Source organism: Patescibacteria group bacterium (genome assembly GCA_041659905.1).
Lineage (GTDB): Bacteria > Patescibacteriota > Kazan-3B-28 > Kazan-3B-28 > UBA10110 > UBA10110.
The window spans coordinates 293,132-308,594 of the sequence record JBAZXK010000001.1 but is presented as its reverse complement, the minus strand read 5'-3'; the positions used below and the strand labels follow the sequence as shown (position 1 = coordinate 308,594).

At 44.3% G+C, this 15,463-nt stretch carries 21 protein-coding genes; all 21 read left to right on the top strand.

Annotated features, from left to right (window positions below; genetic code table 11):
* The 21 genes from rpoC to rpsH all read left to right on the top strand — a co-directional run bounded on the left by rpoC (position 1) and on the right by rpsH (position 15,461).
* Positions 1 to 3,834: a DNA-directed RNA polymerase subunit beta' gene (rpoC, locus tag WC805_01650; GenBank protein ID MFA5967209.1), complete on the top strand. Its 3,834-nt coding sequence runs from the start codon at positions 1 to 3 to the stop codon at positions 3,832 to 3,834.
* Between the two features lie 76 nt (positions 3,835 to 3,910).
* On the top strand, positions 3,911 to 4,345 hold the full coding sequence (rpsL, locus tag WC805_01645) for a 30S ribosomal protein S12 (GenBank protein ID MFA5967208.1): 435 nt from the start codon (positions 3,911 to 3,913) through the stop codon (positions 4,343 to 4,345).
* An 11-nt stretch (positions 4,346 to 4,356) separates the two neighbouring features.
* Positions 4,357 to 4,830, top strand: coding sequence for a 30S ribosomal protein S7 (gene rpsG, locus WC805_01640; GenBank protein ID MFA5967207.1), 474 nt, complete (start codon positions 4,357 to 4,359; stop codon positions 4,828 to 4,830).
* Between the two features lie 11 nt (positions 4,831 to 4,841).
* Positions 4,842 to 6,917: an elongation factor G gene (fusA, locus tag WC805_01635; protein ID MFA5967206.1), complete on the top strand. Its 2,076-nt coding sequence runs from the start codon at positions 4,842 to 4,844 to the stop codon at positions 6,915 to 6,917.
* Between the two features lie 202 nt (positions 6,918 to 7,119).
* Entirely contained in the window at positions 7,120 to 8,310 is a 1,191-nt protein-coding gene (gene tuf / locus WC805_01630; GenBank protein ID MFA5967205.1) for an elongation factor Tu, read from the top strand.
* A gap of 63 nt (positions 8,311 to 8,373) precedes the next feature.
* Positions 8,374 to 8,727, top strand: a complete 354-nt coding sequence (gene rpsJ, locus WC805_01625; protein ID MFA5967204.1) for a 30S ribosomal protein S10 — start codon at positions 8,374 to 8,376, stop codon at positions 8,725 to 8,727.
* 77 nt (positions 8,728 to 8,804) lie between these two features.
* Entirely contained in the window at positions 8,805 to 9,407 is a 603-nt protein-coding gene (gene rplC / locus WC805_01620) for a 50S ribosomal protein L3 (GenBank protein ID MFA5967203.1), read from the top strand.
* Complete coding sequence (gene rplD, locus WC805_01615; GenBank protein ID MFA5967202.1) at positions 9,400 to 10,044, top strand: 50S ribosomal protein L4; 645 nt, start codon at positions 9,400 to 9,402, stop codon at positions 10,042 to 10,044. The genes rplC and rplD overlap by 8 nt, the downstream gene beginning before the upstream one ends.
* Positions 10,044 to 10,346, top strand: coding sequence for a 50S ribosomal protein L23 (rplW, locus tag WC805_01610; protein MFA5967201.1), 303 nt, complete (start codon positions 10,044 to 10,046; stop codon positions 10,344 to 10,346). Before rplD ends, rplW begins: the two co-directional genes overlap by 1 nt.
* Positions 10,327 to 11,178, top strand: a complete 852-nt coding sequence (gene rplB, locus WC805_01605) for a 50S ribosomal protein L2 (protein ID MFA5967200.1) — start codon at positions 10,327 to 10,329, stop codon at positions 11,176 to 11,178. The genes rplW and rplB overlap by 20 nt, the downstream gene beginning before the upstream one ends.
* A complete protein-coding gene (gene rpsS / locus WC805_01600) occupies positions 11,178 to 11,519 on the top strand; it encodes a 30S ribosomal protein S19 (protein MFA5967199.1) in 342 nt (113 codons plus the stop codon). The genes rplB and rpsS overlap by 1 nt, the downstream gene beginning before the upstream one ends.
* 5 nt (positions 11,520 to 11,524) lie before the next feature.
* On the top strand, positions 11,525 to 12,055 hold the full coding sequence (gene rplV / locus WC805_01595; GenBank protein ID MFA5967198.1) for a 50S ribosomal protein L22: 531 nt from the start codon (positions 11,525 to 11,527) through the stop codon (positions 12,053 to 12,055).
* Positions 12,056 to 12,060: 5 nt separating this feature from the next.
* Positions 12,061 to 12,717: a 30S ribosomal protein S3 gene (gene rpsC, locus WC805_01590; protein MFA5967197.1), complete on the top strand. Its 657-nt coding sequence runs from the start codon at positions 12,061 to 12,063 to the stop codon at positions 12,715 to 12,717.
* A gap of 2 nt (positions 12,718 to 12,719) precedes the next feature.
* Entirely contained in the window at positions 12,720 to 13,130 is a 411-nt protein-coding gene (gene rplP / locus WC805_01585) for a 50S ribosomal protein L16 (protein MFA5967196.1), read from the top strand.
* A gap of 4 nt (positions 13,131 to 13,134) precedes the next feature.
* Positions 13,135 to 13,344: a 50S ribosomal protein L29 gene (gene rpmC / locus WC805_01580; GenBank protein MFA5967195.1), complete on the top strand. Its 210-nt coding sequence runs from the start codon at positions 13,135 to 13,137 to the stop codon at positions 13,342 to 13,344.
* Complete coding sequence (gene rpsQ / locus WC805_01575) at positions 13,337 to 13,639, top strand: 30S ribosomal protein S17 (protein ID MFA5967194.1); 303 nt, start codon at positions 13,337 to 13,339, stop codon at positions 13,637 to 13,639. The genes rpmC and rpsQ overlap by 8 nt, the downstream gene beginning before the upstream one ends.
* Before the next feature lie 4 nt (positions 13,640 to 13,643).
* Entirely contained in the window at positions 13,644 to 14,012 is a 369-nt protein-coding gene (gene rplN / locus WC805_01570) for a 50S ribosomal protein L14 (GenBank protein MFA5967193.1), read from the top strand.
* The gene (rplX, locus tag WC805_01565; GenBank protein MFA5967192.1) at positions 14,012 to 14,320 is read left to right on the top strand and encodes a 50S ribosomal protein L24; all 309 of its coding nucleotides are present in this window, start codon (positions 14,012 to 14,014) and stop codon (positions 14,318 to 14,320) included. The genes rplN and rplX overlap by 1 nt, the downstream gene beginning before the upstream one ends.
* Before the next feature lies 1 nt (position 14,321).
* Entirely contained in the window at positions 14,322 to 14,855 is a 534-nt protein-coding gene (gene rplE, locus WC805_01560) for a 50S ribosomal protein L5 (protein MFA5967191.1), read from the top strand.
* A gap of 7 nt (positions 14,856 to 14,862) precedes the next feature.
* Entirely contained in the window at positions 14,863 to 15,048 is a 186-nt protein-coding gene (locus tag WC805_01555) for a type Z 30S ribosomal protein S14 (GenBank protein ID MFA5967190.1), read from the top strand.
* 14 nt (positions 15,049 to 15,062) lie between these two features.
* Positions 15,063 to 15,461, top strand: coding sequence for a 30S ribosomal protein S8 (rpsH, locus tag WC805_01550; protein MFA5967189.1), 399 nt, complete (start codon positions 15,063 to 15,065; stop codon positions 15,459 to 15,461).
* The last annotated feature ends 2 nt before the right edge of the window (positions 15,462 to 15,463 follow it).

The window sequence follows — 15,463 nt, the reverse complement described above, 5'->3', positions numbered from 1 at the left end:
ATGCCAACCGAGATTGTTGATAAAATTCTTGATAAGCGCAGCATTGCTGATTTATTCGAAAGCATGCGCATTTCTTTGGCATCACCAGAGCGGATTCTCGATTGGTCATTTGGAGAAGTGACTAAGCCGGAAACGATCAATTACCGGACGTTGAAACCAGAAAAGGATGGTTTGTTTGATGAACGGATCTTTGGTCCGACTAAAGATTGGGAATGTTATTGCGGCAAGTACAAAAAAATTCGCTACAAAGGGGTTATTTGCGATAAATGCGGCGTAGAAGTGACGCGGGCACTCGTACGGCGGGAGCGGATGGGACATATCACTTTAGCAGTGCCGGTGTCGCATATTTGGTATCTTCGCGGTGCGCCATCCAAGTTAGGCTTGGCTTTGGATGTGCCGGCGCGCAAATTGGAACAAGTTATTTATTTTGCTGCCTATATTATTACGGAAGTAAAAGAAGATTTACGTCAGCAAGCCCTGAATCAATTATCAGGGGAATATGCCCAACATTCGAAAGCTTTTAAAAATGATTATAAGAAGAAAATGGAAGAGGCGGCTAATTTATCTGAACGAGAACGGTTCAGTAAAGAACTGGCCGACAAGCTTGATAAATTAAAGAATGCCTACAATGCGGCCGCGAATGAGATCAATAGTTTGAAAACAAAGATGATTATTTCTGAGCTGGAATATCGTGATCTCATGTTGAAATACGGTTCCGTATTCAAGGCCGGTATCGGTGCAGAAGCAGTCCATAACCTAATCGGAAAAATTGATCTAACAGCCGAACTAGAAGGATTGAAACAAGAATTAGTCGATGCCTTAGGGCAAAAACGCAAACGGTTACAAAAGCGCTTACGTTTATTAAAAGACTTTCAGCAAGCGGGGATTTCCCCGGTATGGATGTTGATCAAGAATTTACCCGTGATTCCACCGGATCTGCGGCCAATGGTGCAATTAGACGGCGGCCGGTTCGCTACTTCTGATTTAAATGATCTTTATCGCCGGGTGATTAATCGGAATAATCGTCTCAAGAAGTTAATGGATTTGGGAGCTCCCGAAGTGATTACCAGAAACGAAAAAAGAATGCTGCAAGAAGCCGTGGATGCCCTGCTGGATTTAACTGCTCGGGAAACATCCACTTCCACAGTCAGTAAGCGTCGACTGAAATCGCTATCCGATCTCTTACGCGGCAAACAAGGTCGGTTCCGGCAAAATCTTCTGGGTAAACGCGTGGACTATTCTGCACGCAGTGTTATTGTGGTCGGTCCCACTCTTGATCTGAATCAGTGTGGTTTACCTAAAACAATTGCTTTAGAGATCTTTAAGCCGTTTGTGATCGCAAACCTGATGCGCAAAGAAATTGTGCATAATGTAAAAACTGCTAGCAAAATGGTAGAGAAGCAGGTACCGGAAGTTTGGGATGCTCTCGATGAAGTAATTGGCCATTATTATGTGCTTTTAAATCGGGCACCCACCCTCCATCGGTTAGGTATTCAAGCTTTTAAACCAGTGCTAGTGGAAGGTAATGCTATCCATCTGCATCCATTAACTTGTTTAGCTTTTAACGCTGATTTTGATGGCGATCAGATGGCAGTTCATTTACCCTTAAGCCGAGCCGCCCAAGACGAAGCTAAACAAATCATGTTATCAACTCACAATCTACTAAAACCGGCTACCGGTGAACCTGTCATCGTGCCGGATAAGGACGTAGTCTTGGGTTGTTATTACGCTACTTTAGCTAAACCGCATCAACCAGAGGATAAATTAACTGCTTTCCGGGATGCGGACGATCTGCTGCTGGCTTATCACAACAATCTGATTGGTTATCACGATATGGTGAAAGTTCGGATGCAGCCAGGGGAGTGGAAAGAAACTACTTTGGGTCGTGTTTTATTCAATCAAATTGTTCCTGAAGGCGTTGCGTTCGTCAATGAACCGATGACCAAAAAGAGCCTCAAGAAGATTATGGGAGCAGTGTATGCCGTCTATGGCAATGAAGTTACGGCTCGTTTCGCCGATAATTTGAAAAATTTTGGTTTTCGCTTTGCGACTATTTCGGGAACAACTTTTAGCGCAGCTGATCTGTTAATTCCACCCCAAAAAATAGATATTATGAAGGTGGCTGAAGAAAAAGTGGAAAAGATCCGTCAACAATACAAAGAAGGATTGATCACCGCTGACGAAAGAAAGCGCTTATCAATTGAAGTTTGGGGAGAAGCTAAATCCCAAATTGAAACCCTAGTGCAAGATAAAAGCAATCCCTTCGCTTCCATTAATTTAATGATGGTACCGGGAGCCCGCGGCACAGCCGAACAGATCAACCAGATGGCAGGAATGAAAGGGGTGGTGGTCAACCCGGCCGGTAGTGTAATTGAGCTGCCAGTAAAATCTAATTACAAAGAAGGATTAACTCCGCTGGAATACTTTATTTCCACTCATGGTGCCAGAAAAGGAGGAGCCGACACAGCTTTAAGAACTTCGGATGCAGGTTACTTAACTCGCCGGTTGGTGGATGTAGCCCAAGATATTACTATTTCCCAAGAAGATTGTGGAGCTACTACCGGGCGAATCATTACTCAAGCTTATGCCGAATCAGTTAATGATAAAGTGGCATCTATCGTGACCGGTCGCTTTACCCTGACTGATATTAAAGATCCAGCCGGAGCAGTAGTGGTGCCAGCAGATACCTATATAGACAAAAACATGGCTAAATTGATCGCAGAGCGGGGAGTAACAGAAGTAACTGTTCGCTCTCTGTTGCATTGCCAAGCGGAACAAGGAGTTTGCCAGAAATGTTACGGCGAAGATCTGGCTCGAGGAGAACGAGTGAAGCTGGGGGAGGCCGTCGGTATTATTGCAGCCCAAAGCATTGGCGAACCGGGCACGCAGCTCACTATGCGGACTTTCCATACGGGAGGAGTAGCCAGCGCTTTAGATATCACTCAAGGTTTGCCGCGCGTCGAAGAATTATTCGAAGCCAGGGCACCTAAAACAGAAGCTATGCTAGCAGAACGGGCCGGCAGTATTAAAATTGCTGAAATTAATAATAAACAATTCTTGCAGTTACTATCTACAGTAGATAAACATATGGATTTACCTGCCGGTAAACATGTCGTACTGAAAGTGAATGACGGCGATAAGATTAAAAAAGGCGACATTATAGCTACTGATGCTAACGGAGAAGACATTCATTCATTAGTTGCTGGAACAGTTAAACTGGGCAGCAAAAAGGGCTATATTATTTATCAAGCTAAAGATTTATTAGAATATCCCATCACAACTGCAATGTTCTTGAAAGTGATTGATGGACAAACAGTAGAGCAGGGCGATCGTCTAACGGAAGGACATTATAATCTTAAGACTTTAATGAGACTAAAGGGTGAAGACGCAGTTAAACAATATATTCTCAGTGAAATCCAAAAGATTTATGCCTGGCAGGGTCAGAATATTAACGACAAGCACGTCGAAGTAATTGTCCAACGCATGTTTGGTTTAGCCCGGATTGATGATGAGGGCGATAGCGAGTTTATTGCTGGTGAAGTCATGTCTCGACTGATTGTTGAGAGGGAGATAGCTCGGCTTCAGGCAGCCGGTAAGCGCGTCCCTCAATACGAACATTTATTGTTGGGTATTTCTAAAGCAGCTCTGAATACGCAAGGCTTCCTTTCTGCTGCCTCTTTCCAAGAAACTACCCGGGTACTGGTGGAAGCAGCTATCCAGGGTCGGGTGGATCACCTCAGAGGACTGAAGGAAAATGTCATTATCGGTCGTTTGATTCCAGCGGGGACCGGCTTTGAAAATCGCCGATCCAAAAAAATTGCAGTGAAAGTATAAAATTGACAGATCCCCCTCTTTCGAGTTTAAATAATCTGGTACCTTATCTTTAATTCATTATTATCTTTTAGTAGTTATGCCCACGATCAACCAGCTAATCAGGAAACCCCGGAAACCGGTGGTTAAAAAGTCAAAATCCCCTGCTTTGCAGAGTGGTTTTAATACGCTCAAAAATCGACCGGTCAAATTAGAAAAAGGTTGTCCGCAAAAACGCGGGGTGTGCGTAAAAGTAACCACAACTACTCCCAAAAAACCTAACTCGGCTTTGCGCAAAATTGCCCGGGTGCGGCTCACTAATCGGATGGAAGTAACTGCTTACATTCCTGGCATTGGCCATAATCTACAAGAACACTCTATTGTCACTTTGCGAGGCGGTCGGGTAAAAGATTTACCGGGAGTTCGTTACCATATTGTCAGAGGAACCTTAGATGCCTCGGGAGTGGCTAATCGCAAACAAGGTCGCAGCAAATACGGCGCCAAAAAGACCGAAGGCATAACTGGCCGCAAATAATTAATTAATCTATGGCAAGAAAAGGCAAAACTGCAAAAAGAGTTATTGGTCCCGATCGGAAATTCGGGAATGTTTTGGTGCAGAAGTTGATTAACAAGATTATGCAAAATGGCAAAAAAACTATTGCGGAAGAAATCGTTTACACTGCTCTAGAAACTGCCAGTCAAAAATTAAAGCAAGGCCCGGTCGAAGTTTTTCAGGGAGCTATGAATAATGTCATGCCGATGGTCCAACTAAAGAGCCGGCGGGTAGGGGGAGCAAACTATCAAATTCCCACCGAAGTATCGGGTGACCGTAAAATTATTTTAGGCTTACATTGGCTAATTGATTCTGCTCGGGCCCGCAAGGGGATGCCGATGGCAAAGCGGCTCGCCACCGAACTCATGGACGCATTTAACAATACTGGGGGGGCTGTGAAAAAGAAAGAAGATACTCATAAAATGGCGGAAGCTAATCGAGCCTTTGCGCATTTTGCCAGGTTTTAGCCTACATATTTATGGCACGCGAATATAGTTTAGAAAAAACTAGAAATATTGGAATTATTGCCCACATTGATGCGGGCAAAACTACTGTAAGCGAACGCATCCTGTTTTATACTGGAAAAACTTACAAAATTGGGGAAGTGCATGAAGGTGAAGCCGTCATGGACTGGATGGAACAGGAGCAGGAGCGGGGAATTACCATTACTTCAGCGGCCACCACGTGTTTTTGGAAAGATACGCGGATTAATATTATCGATACCCCGGGTCACGTAGATTTTACTGTGGAGGTAGAACGATCTTTACGGGTGTTAGACGGGGGGGTCGTGGTGTTTGATGGAGTATCTGGTGTCGAGCCGCAAAGTGAAACAGTCTGGCGGCAAGCTGATAAATATAATGTTCCCCGCGTCTGTTTTATTAATAAGATGGACCGCATGGGAGCGGATTTTTATAGCAGTCTCAAATCAATTTGGGACAGATTAAGTACTAAAGCTGTCGCAATCCAATTGCCGATCGGCGCCCACGATACCTATAAGGGCTTGATTGATTTATTTACGGAGCGAGCTTACATTTATCAGGATGATCTGGGTAAGGAAATTTTAGAAACGGAAGTGCCGGCAGAACTAAAAGACGAAGTGGCTAAATATCGGCGGAAACTGATTGAAGCTATTGCGGAAACCGAAGATAAGCTATTAGAAAAGTTTTTAGCCGACCAGATACTTACTATCGATGAATTAAAACAAGCCTTGCGGGCCGCCGTAATTAGTAACCAACTTTACCCCGTATTGTGCGGATCAGCTTTGAAAAATAAAGGTGTGCAGCCAATGCTGGATGCGGTTGTCGATTATCTGCCGAATCCTTTGGATGTGCCGCCGGTTTCCGGAACCGACCCTAAAACTGGAGAAGAAATTGTACGGCAAGCTAGTGATGCCGAACCATTTTCCGCTCTCGCTTTTAAAATCGCTACCGATCCCTTTATTGGTAAATTAGTTTATATCCGGGTTTATTCCGGCAGTTTAAAATCTGGCTCCTATGTATTAAATGCTGCTTCGGGTGAACAGGAAAGAATTGGCCGGATTGTCCGGATGCATAGCAACCATCGCGAAGAAGTGGATGAAGTCTATTCTGGGGAAATCGCCGCTGTGGTCGGAATCAAAAGAATTACTACCGGCAATACCCTGTGCGTGCCAGCCCATCCAATCATTCTAGAATCTATTACCTTCCCCGAGCCGGTTATTTCTATCGCAATTGAACCGAAAAGCAAAGCCGATCAAGAAAAGATGGCCATTGCTTTGGGTAAATTGGCCGAAGAAGATCCAACCTTCCGGGTCAAAACCAACGAAGAAACTGCCCAAACCGAAATTTCTGGAATGGGAGAGTTGCATTTAGATATTATTGTTGATCGGATGCGCCGAGAGTTTAAAGTGGAAGCTAATGTGGGTAAGCCCCAAGTGGCTTATCACGAAACTATGCGCAAGAATTCGGATATAGAAACTAAATATATTCGGCAAACTGGTGGCCGCGGGCAATACGGCCATGTCTTGATGAGATTTGAACCATTAGGAGAAGCCGGTGGATTTGAATTTGTGAACAGTATTGTCAGCGGACATATTCCCAAGGAGTACATTCCAGCCGTGGAAAAGGGTGTCAAAGAAGCGCTGAGCCGGGGAGTTTTGGCCGGTTACCCGATAGTAGGCATTAAGGCTATTCTTTATGATGGGTCATATCATGAGGTTGATTCTTCCGAAATGGCATTCAAAATCGCTGGTTCTATGGCGTTGCAAGAAGGAGTGCGCAAAGGTGATCCGGTGATTCTAGAGCCAATTATGAAGGTAGAGGTAGTAACTCCGGAAGACTTTATGGGCGATGTTACTGGAGATCTAAACAGCCGCCGGGCGGTTATTGAAGGAATGGGACAACGGGGGATGGCCCGCACCGTTACCGCTTTAGTGCCTTTGGCGATGATGTTTGGTTATGCTACAGATCTGCGATCAATGTCTCAGGGGCGGGCAGCCTATACGATGGAGTTCAACAAGTATGCCCAAGTACCGGCTAACGTCCAGCAAGAGATTGTCGGCAAAAAACAAGTTTAGAACAAAAATATTTTAATTTGTCAAATATCAGTTCCCTCCCCCTTGTCTTTATCTGATATTTAGTGTATTTTTAAAAAAGCCTGTTTTACCTCCATTTTTAAAAATCTATTTAGTGTATTTTTAAAAAAGCCTGTTTTACCTCCATTTTTAAAATAGTATTTTCTACAAGTATATTAAATTGAACTAATTCATAGGAGTTTATATGGCAGAAGCATTCCAGCGCAACAAGGTTCACGTGAATGTCGGAACGATTGGTCATGTTGATCACGGGAAGACTACTTTAACTTCAGCTATTACCCAAGTTTTAGCTAAAAAAGGGTTAGCTGCAGCGAAAAAATTTGAAGATATTGATAACGCTCCTGAGGAAAGAGAGCGGGGTATTACTATTGCCACTTCTCACCAGGAGTACGAAACAGAAAAACGGCACTATGCCCATGTAGACTGTCCTGGTCATGCTGATTACATTAAGAACATGATCACAGGCGCTGCCCAGATGGATGCCGCTATTTTAGTTGTAGCTGCGACCGATGGTCCCATGCCACAGACTAGAGAGCATATTCTGTTAGCTCATCAGGTAGGTGTGCCCCGGATGATCGTTTTCATTAATAAAGTTGATATGGTAGATGATCCAGAATTGATCGATTTGGTCGAAGAAGAAGTGCGCGATCTTTTAACTAAATATGAATTTCCTGGCAAAGAAGTTCCGGTGATCCGGGGCTCCGCCCTTAAGGCTATGGAGCATCCCGATGACGAAGCGGCGATCAAGCCTATCCTAGAACTCCTAAATGCGATGGATACTTATATTCCAGATCCAGTTCGGATGTTGGATAAACCGTTTTTGATGCCTGTTGAAGATGTCTTCTCGATCAAAGGACGCGGCACCGTCGCTACCGGCAGAGTCGAACAAGGCATCGTAAAAATAAACGAAGAAATTGAAATCGTGGGCTTGAAACCAACACGGAAAGTGGTGGTCACAGGAGTAGAAATGTTCCGCAAATTGTTAGATCAGGGTCAAGCCGGCGACAATATTGGAGTTTTACTCCGGGGAATTGAACGCAATGAAATTGAAAGAGGGCAGGTTTTGGCCAAGCCCGGGTCGATCACTCCTCATACTGATTTTGAAGCCGAAGTTTACATTCTCAGCAAGGAAGAAGGCGGTCGGCATACTCCGTTCACTAAAGGTTATAAGCCGCAATTCTATGTCAGAACTACAGATGTAACTGGAGAATTGGAATTGCCTGCTGGTCAAGAAATGATTATGCCGGGAGATACGATTGAAAAGATGATTGTTAAGTTGATTGTGCCGGTTGCTATGGAACAAGGTCTCCGGTTTGCTATCCGCGAAGGCGGCAAGACTGTCGGCGCCGGTGTCGTAACTAAAGTTATTAAATAACAACTACAAGCAGCCCGGCTAGGTAAAGCTGGGCTCATCCCGACTTATTAATTGAAATTTTACATGACTAAAGGGACCGAGAGTAAAAAGCAGGACAGCAAAGAAACTGTCAATAAGCAGCGCATCCGCATTCGGCTTAAGGCGTACGATCATCGTATTATTGATCAATCGGCCAGATTGATCGTGGAAACAGCTGAACGCACGGGAGCGAATGTGATTGGCCCGATCCCTTTGCCAACAGAAAAAAAGATTTATACAGTGCAGCGCTCGACTTTTGTGGATAAGGATTCCCGGGAACAGTTTGAGATGAGAATCCATAAAAGATTAATTGAAATTACTGATCCCAGGCCTAAAACTATCGATGCCTTGACTAATCTCAATCTGCCCGCCGGAGTCAGCATCGAAGTTAAAATGTAATGTCTGACAATTAAGTTTCTGATCAATTCTGCTGCCGGGGATGAATCCCGCAGCCGAAACCTTATTAGTGTAAAAAAATGATTGGTATAATTGCTAAAAAATCAGGTATGTCTCAGTTGGTTTTGGAGAATGGCGATATTGTTGGAGCGACCTGGTTAACGGTCCAGCCAAACGTAGTCGTACAGGTAAAAACTCCCGCCAAAGAAGGCTATAGCGCCATTCAATTAGGTGTCGGCGTGGCAAAAAAATCTACCCGGTCTCGCCAAGGCCATCTTAAAAATCTTGATGCTAAAACCTTGCGAGAAATCCGAGTAGAGGATCCCAGTCAGTACACCCGCGGAGATAAGCTAGATGCGACGCAATTTGCTGTGGGCGATCAAGTGATGGTAACAGCAGTGTCTAAGGGCAAGGGATTTGCCGGAACGATCAAGCGCCATAACTTTAAGAGCGGTCCGGGGGGGCACGGCCATGATCATCATCGTCAACCTGGTTCAATCGGAGCGATGGGAATTGCACGAGTGTTGCCTGGTCGTCGCATGTCAGGCCATATGGGGGCCAAACAAATTACCACTAAGAATTTAAAAGTAGTTTTAGTTGATGCAATAGAACAGCGTATCGCCGTGCGCGGAGCTGTGCCAGGAGGCAATCGCAGTTTAGTATTAGTTAAAAAACATGCCTAAACAGACTTCCAGTTCATCTAAACAGGTAAGCGCAGCCACTTCTGTTGCCACAGTGGTCAAGTTAGAGGCAGCTGAATTTACTGGCACCAAAATTGATTTGCCTGTTTTAGGTCAAATGATAGTTGATTTACAGCATAATCAACATCATGCCACTGCTAATACTAAAACTCGAGGAGAAGTGGCAGGTAGTACTAAAAAACCTTGGCGGCAAAAGGGAACCGGTCGGGCTCGCGTCGGCACCAAGCGGACTCCGCTTTGGCGCGGCGGTGGTCGGGTCTTTGGCCCCAGTTCTCTTCGGAATTTTCAGCACAAGCTCAATCAAAAATCGTTACGCCCCGCTCTTTCAACTGCCCTGGCTGGAAAAGCTATGGCGGGAGAAGTTTTCTGGATTGATCAGCCGTATGAGGGAGGCCAACGGACTAAGACCGTGTTACAATTTTTACAAGGTAGCTTAGATCCTCAAAGCAATCTGATTATTATAGCCGCAGCTGATCCAGCTCTGCAACGAGCCAGCCGTAATCTAGGGTATGTTAAAGTACGGTCTGCTCAACAGGTTAATTTGTTAGATGTAGCCACTCACCGCCGAATTATTATATTAGGGGAGGCGCGACCGGCCCTGATAAGCCGTTTAAGTTAATGAATAATCTAGTAATTTATCAGCCAATTATTTCCGAGAAGAGTGTCCGTTTGGGCGCTGGTAATGTCTATACGTTTAAAGTTGATGCCCGAGCTAATATCCCAGTCATTAAACAAGCAGTAGAAAATTTATTTAAGGTTAAAGTTAAGTCAGTCAATGTTTTAAATGTGATCGGTAAACCTAAAAATGCTGGTCGGCAGAAGGTCAAAAGAGCCAATTGGAAAAAGGCGGTTGTGACGCTGATGCCTGGTCAAACCATTAAATTATTCGAAGAGAAAAAAGATGTCAATCAGAATTCTTAAATCTAACAATGCCGGTCGCAGGAGCAATATGAGCGTGATTGATCGCTCGCATATTACTACGCAACAAACTCCCTTAAAGTTATTAACTAAAGGAATGAAGCGTTCGAGTGGACGGAATGCGCGGGGAGTAATTACGGTTAGACATCGGGGCGGGGGAGCTAAACAGCTGTGGCGAACAATTGATATGAAGCAGATTAAATTTGGTATTCCCGCCACTGTGCAGACAATTGAATATGATCCCAACCGATCGGCTTACATTGCTTTAATTAATTTTCTTGATGGGACTAAAACTTATATTATTGCTCCCGAAGGCCTCAAGGTAGGCGATAAAATTGTTAGCAATGTAAACACTAAGATTAAACCTGGCAATCGATTAATTCTCCGTAATATTCCTACCGGTATCGCTGTCCATAATATTGAATTACAGCCCGGTCGGGGAGGCCAGATCGTGCGTTCGGGCGGAAGCAGTGCTATGGTACTAGGGTTTGATAAAGGGTTTGCTCAGATTAAATTACCTTCTGGAGAAATTAGATTAATTTCCGAAAACTGTTTCGCGAGTATTGGCACAGTTTCTAATCCCGATCATAGTAATATCCGGATTGGCAAAGCTGGTCGGATGCGCCATCTGGGGCGACGACCGAAGGTGCGTGGTAAAGCCATGAACCCTGTCGATCACCCTCATGGCGGCGGCGAAGGTAATTCACCCATCGGTCTCAAACATCCCAAAAGCCCCACCGGCAAACCGACCAAGGGTTATAAAACTAGAAGCAAAACTAAGAGCAATAAACACATTATTAAACCAAGAACTAAGAATAAGAAGAGGAAACGTTAATGTCTAGATCGCTAAAAAAAGGTTGGTGGGTTGACCCCAACTTGCAAAAAAAGATTGATCAACTAAAGGCGACCGGCGCTAAGACGGCTATTAAAACGTGGGCCAGGTCTTCTACAATTACTCCTGAAATGGTGGGATTGAACTTCGAAGTTCATAATGGTAAAACTCATCTGCCTGTTTTTGTTACAGAAAACATGGTAGGGCACCGGTTGGGCGAGTTCTCTTTGACCAGAAAATTTAGAGGCCATGGCGGTAAGATGGCTAAAGAACAAGCTAAAAAATCTAGTGAACCGACACCGGCAGCCCCCACTGCTCCCGCCGCTAAGCCGACCAAGAAATAATTATTATGGAAATTGTTGCTAAGTTAAAATTTGCCCGGATTAGTCCCAAAAAAGTCCAACCTTTGCTGGGGAGTTTACGGCGCAAACCGGCTCAGGCTGCTCTGAACAGTTTGCGCTATGCGCAGACCAAGGGTGGAAAAATGATTTACAAATTGATTGCTTCAGCTATAGCTAACGCTAGTAACAATTATAACGCTAAGCCAGAGAATTTGCGGATCAAGTCTTTAGTAGTAGAAGAAGGCCCGCGCTACAAACGATATTGGTTGCGTTCGCATGGATCGGCCGATATCAAGTTGAAGAGAATGGCCCATCTGACAGTTAAATTAGAAGAAATCTTGCCGACTCCTTCCGAAAAAACCGCTAAAAAGATTAGTCCGGTTGCAGGAGGATTAAAAACTACCAACAAGGGAGCTGCTAGTAAAATAAGCGCTCCTACTTCTTCAGCCGGAGGGCCGGTCCTGCCGACTGATAAGCCAGCTAAACTGCGGGGCAAATTAGGGGGCAAACGATTATTCACGCGCACAACTAATAAATAATTATTATGGGAAATAAAATTAACCCAATCAGTAATCGGCTTGGTTACACGGTGCGGTGGCGCTCACGTTGGTTTGACGTAAAAAACTATTCGACTTACTTATTAGAAGATCAAAAACTGCGCAAATTAATCAATAAACAACTCAAAAAAGCTTCGTTAGCTAAAATTGAGATTGAACGGTTTGGTAACGAAGGGGTAATCAATATTTTTGCGGCCAAGCCCGGAATGATTATTGGGCATGCCGGAGCTAGTATTGAAGATTTGCGCAAAAAGATAAAGGCGGAAATTGGCCGAGATGTAAAAATAAATATCATTGAAGTTAAGGATCCGGAATCAAATGCCGCGATCATTGCCAATCAAATCGTTGACCAAATTGAACGGCGATTGCCTTTCCGGCGAGCGATTAAAGGCTCCCTGATGGCAGCGCAAAAAACTAAGATCGACGGTATTAAAATTATTATCGCCGGGCGCTTGAATGGAGCGGAAATTTCTCGGTCAGAAATGTTTGTACAAGGAAAAGTTCCTCTCCATACCTTTCGGCATTTTATCGATTATGCGCAGCGAGAAGCGCACACTACCTATGGAACGTTAGGTGTTAAAGTCTGGGTTTTCAAAGAAGGCGTCAAAGATGTGGAACCGGAAAAACCTAATCAGCATAAATAATTATGTTAATTCCCAAAAAAGTTAAATATAGAAAACAACAACGCGGTAGCATGAAAGGAAAAGCTACTCGCGGAACCACAGTGGCTTTTGGCGATTTTGGCTTGAAATCTTTAGGCCTGGGCTGGGTGACAGCGCGGCAGATCGAAGCCGGCCGCCGAGCAATGGTGCGGTTTATTCGCCGGGAAGGCAAGATCTGGATCCGAATTTTCCCACATCAGGCCGTCACCGCTAAGCCCAACGAAGTCCGGATGGGCAGCGGTAAAGGGTCTGTCAGTCACTATGTGGCCACGGTCAAACCCGGTACAGTTATTTATGAAATCTCGGGAGTATCCGAAACGGCCGCCAAAGAAGCCATGCAACTGGCTGGGTACAAGCTGCCCGTTAAAACCACCTTTGTAGCTCGTCATCATTAAAACTATGAAATTAGAACAACTCCGAAAATTATCTGCGGCCGATCTCGCTAAAGAGGTGGATAAAACTATTGCTTTAGTAGCTCAGCTTAAATCGGAAATTGCCATGCATCGCATAAAAAACTGGTCTCGTTTGCGCGAGGCGCGGCAGTATCTTGCCAGAATCTTCACTATTATTAGAGAAAAAGACATTATTAAAACTTTGAGTAATGAATAGTAAACAACGGAAAATTGGTCGGGTAGTTAGCGCACAGATGGCAGCCACAGTCGTGGTATCCGTCGACTCATTTGTGAACCACCCGTTGTATCATAAGAAGATCAGAAAGACGCGTCGTTTTCTGGCACATAATCCAGCAGATCGCGCTAAAAAAGGCGACTGGGTGGTGATAGAAGAAACGCGACCCCTAAGCAAACTGAAACGTTGGATAGTTTTAGAAATAAAGGCAACCGGCGATCAAAAGACAGTAGCAGAAGATCTACAAGAAATTGACGCCGCATTAAATCAATCTTAATTCTATGATTCAAGAAGGAACTAATCTAAAAGTAGCTGATAATACAGGAGCCAAATGGATCCGCTGTTTCAAGGTGTTGGGCGGTACGCGCCGGCGCTATGCCCGCGTGGGCGATGTGGTAATTGCGGCAGTCAAAGAAGCCAGTCCCCACGGTTTAGCCAAGAAAAAAGAAGTCGTGCGGGCCGTAATTGTCCGTCAGAGACAGAAATTGGTCCGCAAAGACGGCTCGTACATTAGCTTTGATGAAAATGCAGCTGTATTAGTTAATAAAGATAAAACTCCCCGAGGAACCCGGATCTTTGGTCCGGTGGCGAGGGAATTGCGAGATAGTGGATATATGAAAATAGTTTCTTTAGCCCCAGAGGTATTGTAATGAAGATTAAGAAAGGTGATACAGTATTAGTTATTAAAGGACGCGAGCGAGGTAAAACTGGCAAAGTGGCGTCTGTTAACGTAGTTGCGCAGACAGTAAAAATCAGTGGAATTAATGTGGCTAAAAAACACATGAAGCCGCGAGGACAAAAAGTATCAGGCGGAATTACTGAAATTGTTAAACCTCTACCGACGGCTAAGATAATGTTTTTGTGCAGCCACTGCAATAAGCCGACGCGGCTAGGTTCGCAATTGACCTCTGCCGGCAATCGAGAACGGATTTGTAAAATTTGTAAAAGCACAGTTTAAAATGACTTTTAAAGAACTACATCAAACCGCCCGCCAGACTTTAAAAAACGAGCTTAAACTCGCTTCTATTGAGGCGGCTCCCAAATTGGTTAAAGTAGTAATTAATATCGGAGCTGGCAAGGCTGTGGCCGACCCTAATTATATTGAAAAGATCAAGGAAGATATAGTTCAGATCACTGGCCAGAAGCCGATCATCACTAAGGCTAAGAAATCAATCGCGGGATTTAAACTGCGCGAGAAAGCACCGATTGGTGTGGTAACTACTTTGCGCGGCCAACGCATGTATGATTTCTTGGATAAGTTAGTGAATGTGGCCTTGCCGCGGGTAAGAGATTTTCAAGGAATTTCTTCCACTGCCTTTGATGGGCGAGGCAATTATACTTTAGGCATGAAAGAGCATATTGTTTTCCCGGAAATTACCCTGGATAATATAGAAAAGACGTTCGGGTTGAGCGTAACATTACATACCACTGCCAAAACAGATGAATTGGCAAAACAATTGTTATCCAAATTGAATTTCCCTTTTCAAAAATAAATAAATTATGGCTAGACGTACACTTATTAGAAAAGCGAACGCAAAACCGAAGTTTTCCAGCCGGAAGATTAATCGGTGCAAAATTTGTGGTCGCCGGCACGGGTTTTTGCGGGCTTTTCAGATTTGCAGAATTTGTTTTAGAGAACTTGCTAGCGCTGGGAATCTGCCTGGTATTAAAAAAGCTTCCTGGTAATTAAATTATTCACTATGAATACTCATCCTATTGCCGACATGTTAACTCGAATTCGTAACGCTTCTGCGCGCGGGTTTGCTACCGTAAAAATTCCAGCTTCCCGGCTGAAGGAAGCGATTGCGAAACTGCTAGTCGAAACTGGCTGGATTGAGCGAGTGGAGTTAGTTAAACCAGAAGAGGAAGCCGCTCATTTACTGATCACTTTAAAATATTACCGGAACCGGCCAGTGATCAGAGGGTTGCGATTGATTAGTAAATCCGGCCAACGGATTTATCAAGGCAAGACCCAGTTAGCTAAAAACCGGACCTCTAGATCAGAAACTTTGGTTATATCAACTTCCCAAGGCTTAAAAACTAACACAGAAGCTAAGGCCCTTGGTCAAGGGGGAGAAGTATTATTTAAAATCTGGTAGTT

Coding starts and splice junctions, on each gene's coding strand:
- rpsC (MFA5967197.1), top strand. CDS start 12,061: ATGGGAAATAAAATTAACCCAATCAGTAATCGGCTTGGTTACACGGTG.
- rplD (MFA5967202.1), top strand. CDS start 9,400: ATGCCTAAACAGACTTCCAGTTCATCTAAACAGGTAAGCGCAGCCACT.
- rplB (MFA5967200.1), top strand. CDS start 10,327: ATGTCAATCAGAATTCTTAAATCTAACAATGCCGGTCGCAGGAGCAAT.
- rpsG (MFA5967207.1), top strand. CDS start 4,357: ATGGCAAGAAAAGGCAAAACTGCAAAAAGAGTTATTGGTCCCGATCGG.
- rplP (MFA5967196.1), top strand. CDS start 12,720: ATGTTAATTCCCAAAAAAGTTAAATATAGAAAACAACAACGCGGTAGC.
- rpsS (MFA5967199.1), top strand. CDS start 11,178: ATGTCTAGATCGCTAAAAAAAGGTTGGTGGGTTGACCCCAACTTGCAA.
- tuf (MFA5967205.1), top strand. CDS start 7,120: ATGGCAGAAGCATTCCAGCGCAACAAGGTTCACGTGAATGTCGGAACG.
- rplN (MFA5967193.1), top strand. CDS start 13,644: ATGATTCAAGAAGGAACTAATCTAAAAGTAGCTGATAATACAGGAGCC.
- rplX (MFA5967192.1), top strand. CDS start 14,012: ATGAAGATTAAGAAAGGTGATACAGTATTAGTTATTAAAGGACGCGAG.
- rplW (MFA5967201.1), top strand. CDS start 10,044: ATGAATAATCTAGTAATTTATCAGCCAATTATTTCCGAGAAGAGTGTC.
- rpsJ (MFA5967204.1), top strand. CDS start 8,374: ATGACTAAAGGGACCGAGAGTAAAAAGCAGGACAGCAAAGAAACTGTC.
- rpsH (MFA5967189.1), top strand. CDS start 15,063: ATGAATACTCATCCTATTGCCGACATGTTAACTCGAATTCGTAACGCT.
- rplE (MFA5967191.1), top strand. CDS start 14,322: ATGACTTTTAAAGAACTACATCAAACCGCCCGCCAGACTTTAAAAAAC.
- rpsQ (MFA5967194.1), top strand. CDS start 13,337: ATGAATAGTAAACAACGGAAAATTGGTCGGGTAGTTAGCGCACAGATG.
- rpsL (MFA5967208.1), top strand. CDS start 3,911: ATGCCCACGATCAACCAGCTAATCAGGAAACCCCGGAAACCGGTGGTT.
- rplC (MFA5967203.1), top strand. CDS start 8,805: ATGATTGGTATAATTGCTAAAAAATCAGGTATGTCTCAGTTGGTTTTG.
- rpmC (MFA5967195.1), top strand. CDS start 13,135: ATGAAATTAGAACAACTCCGAAAATTATCTGCGGCCGATCTCGCTAAA.
- WC805_01555 (MFA5967190.1), top strand. CDS start 14,863: ATGGCTAGACGTACACTTATTAGAAAAGCGAACGCAAAACCGAAGTTT.
- rpoC (MFA5967209.1), top strand. CDS start 1: ATGCCAACCGAGATTGTTGATAAAATTCTTGATAAGCGCAGCATTGCT.
- fusA (MFA5967206.1), top strand. CDS start 4,842: ATGGCACGCGAATATAGTTTAGAAAAAACTAGAAATATTGGAATTATT.
- rplV (MFA5967198.1), top strand. CDS start 11,525: ATGGAAATTGTTGCTAAGTTAAAATTTGCCCGGATTAGTCCCAAAAAA.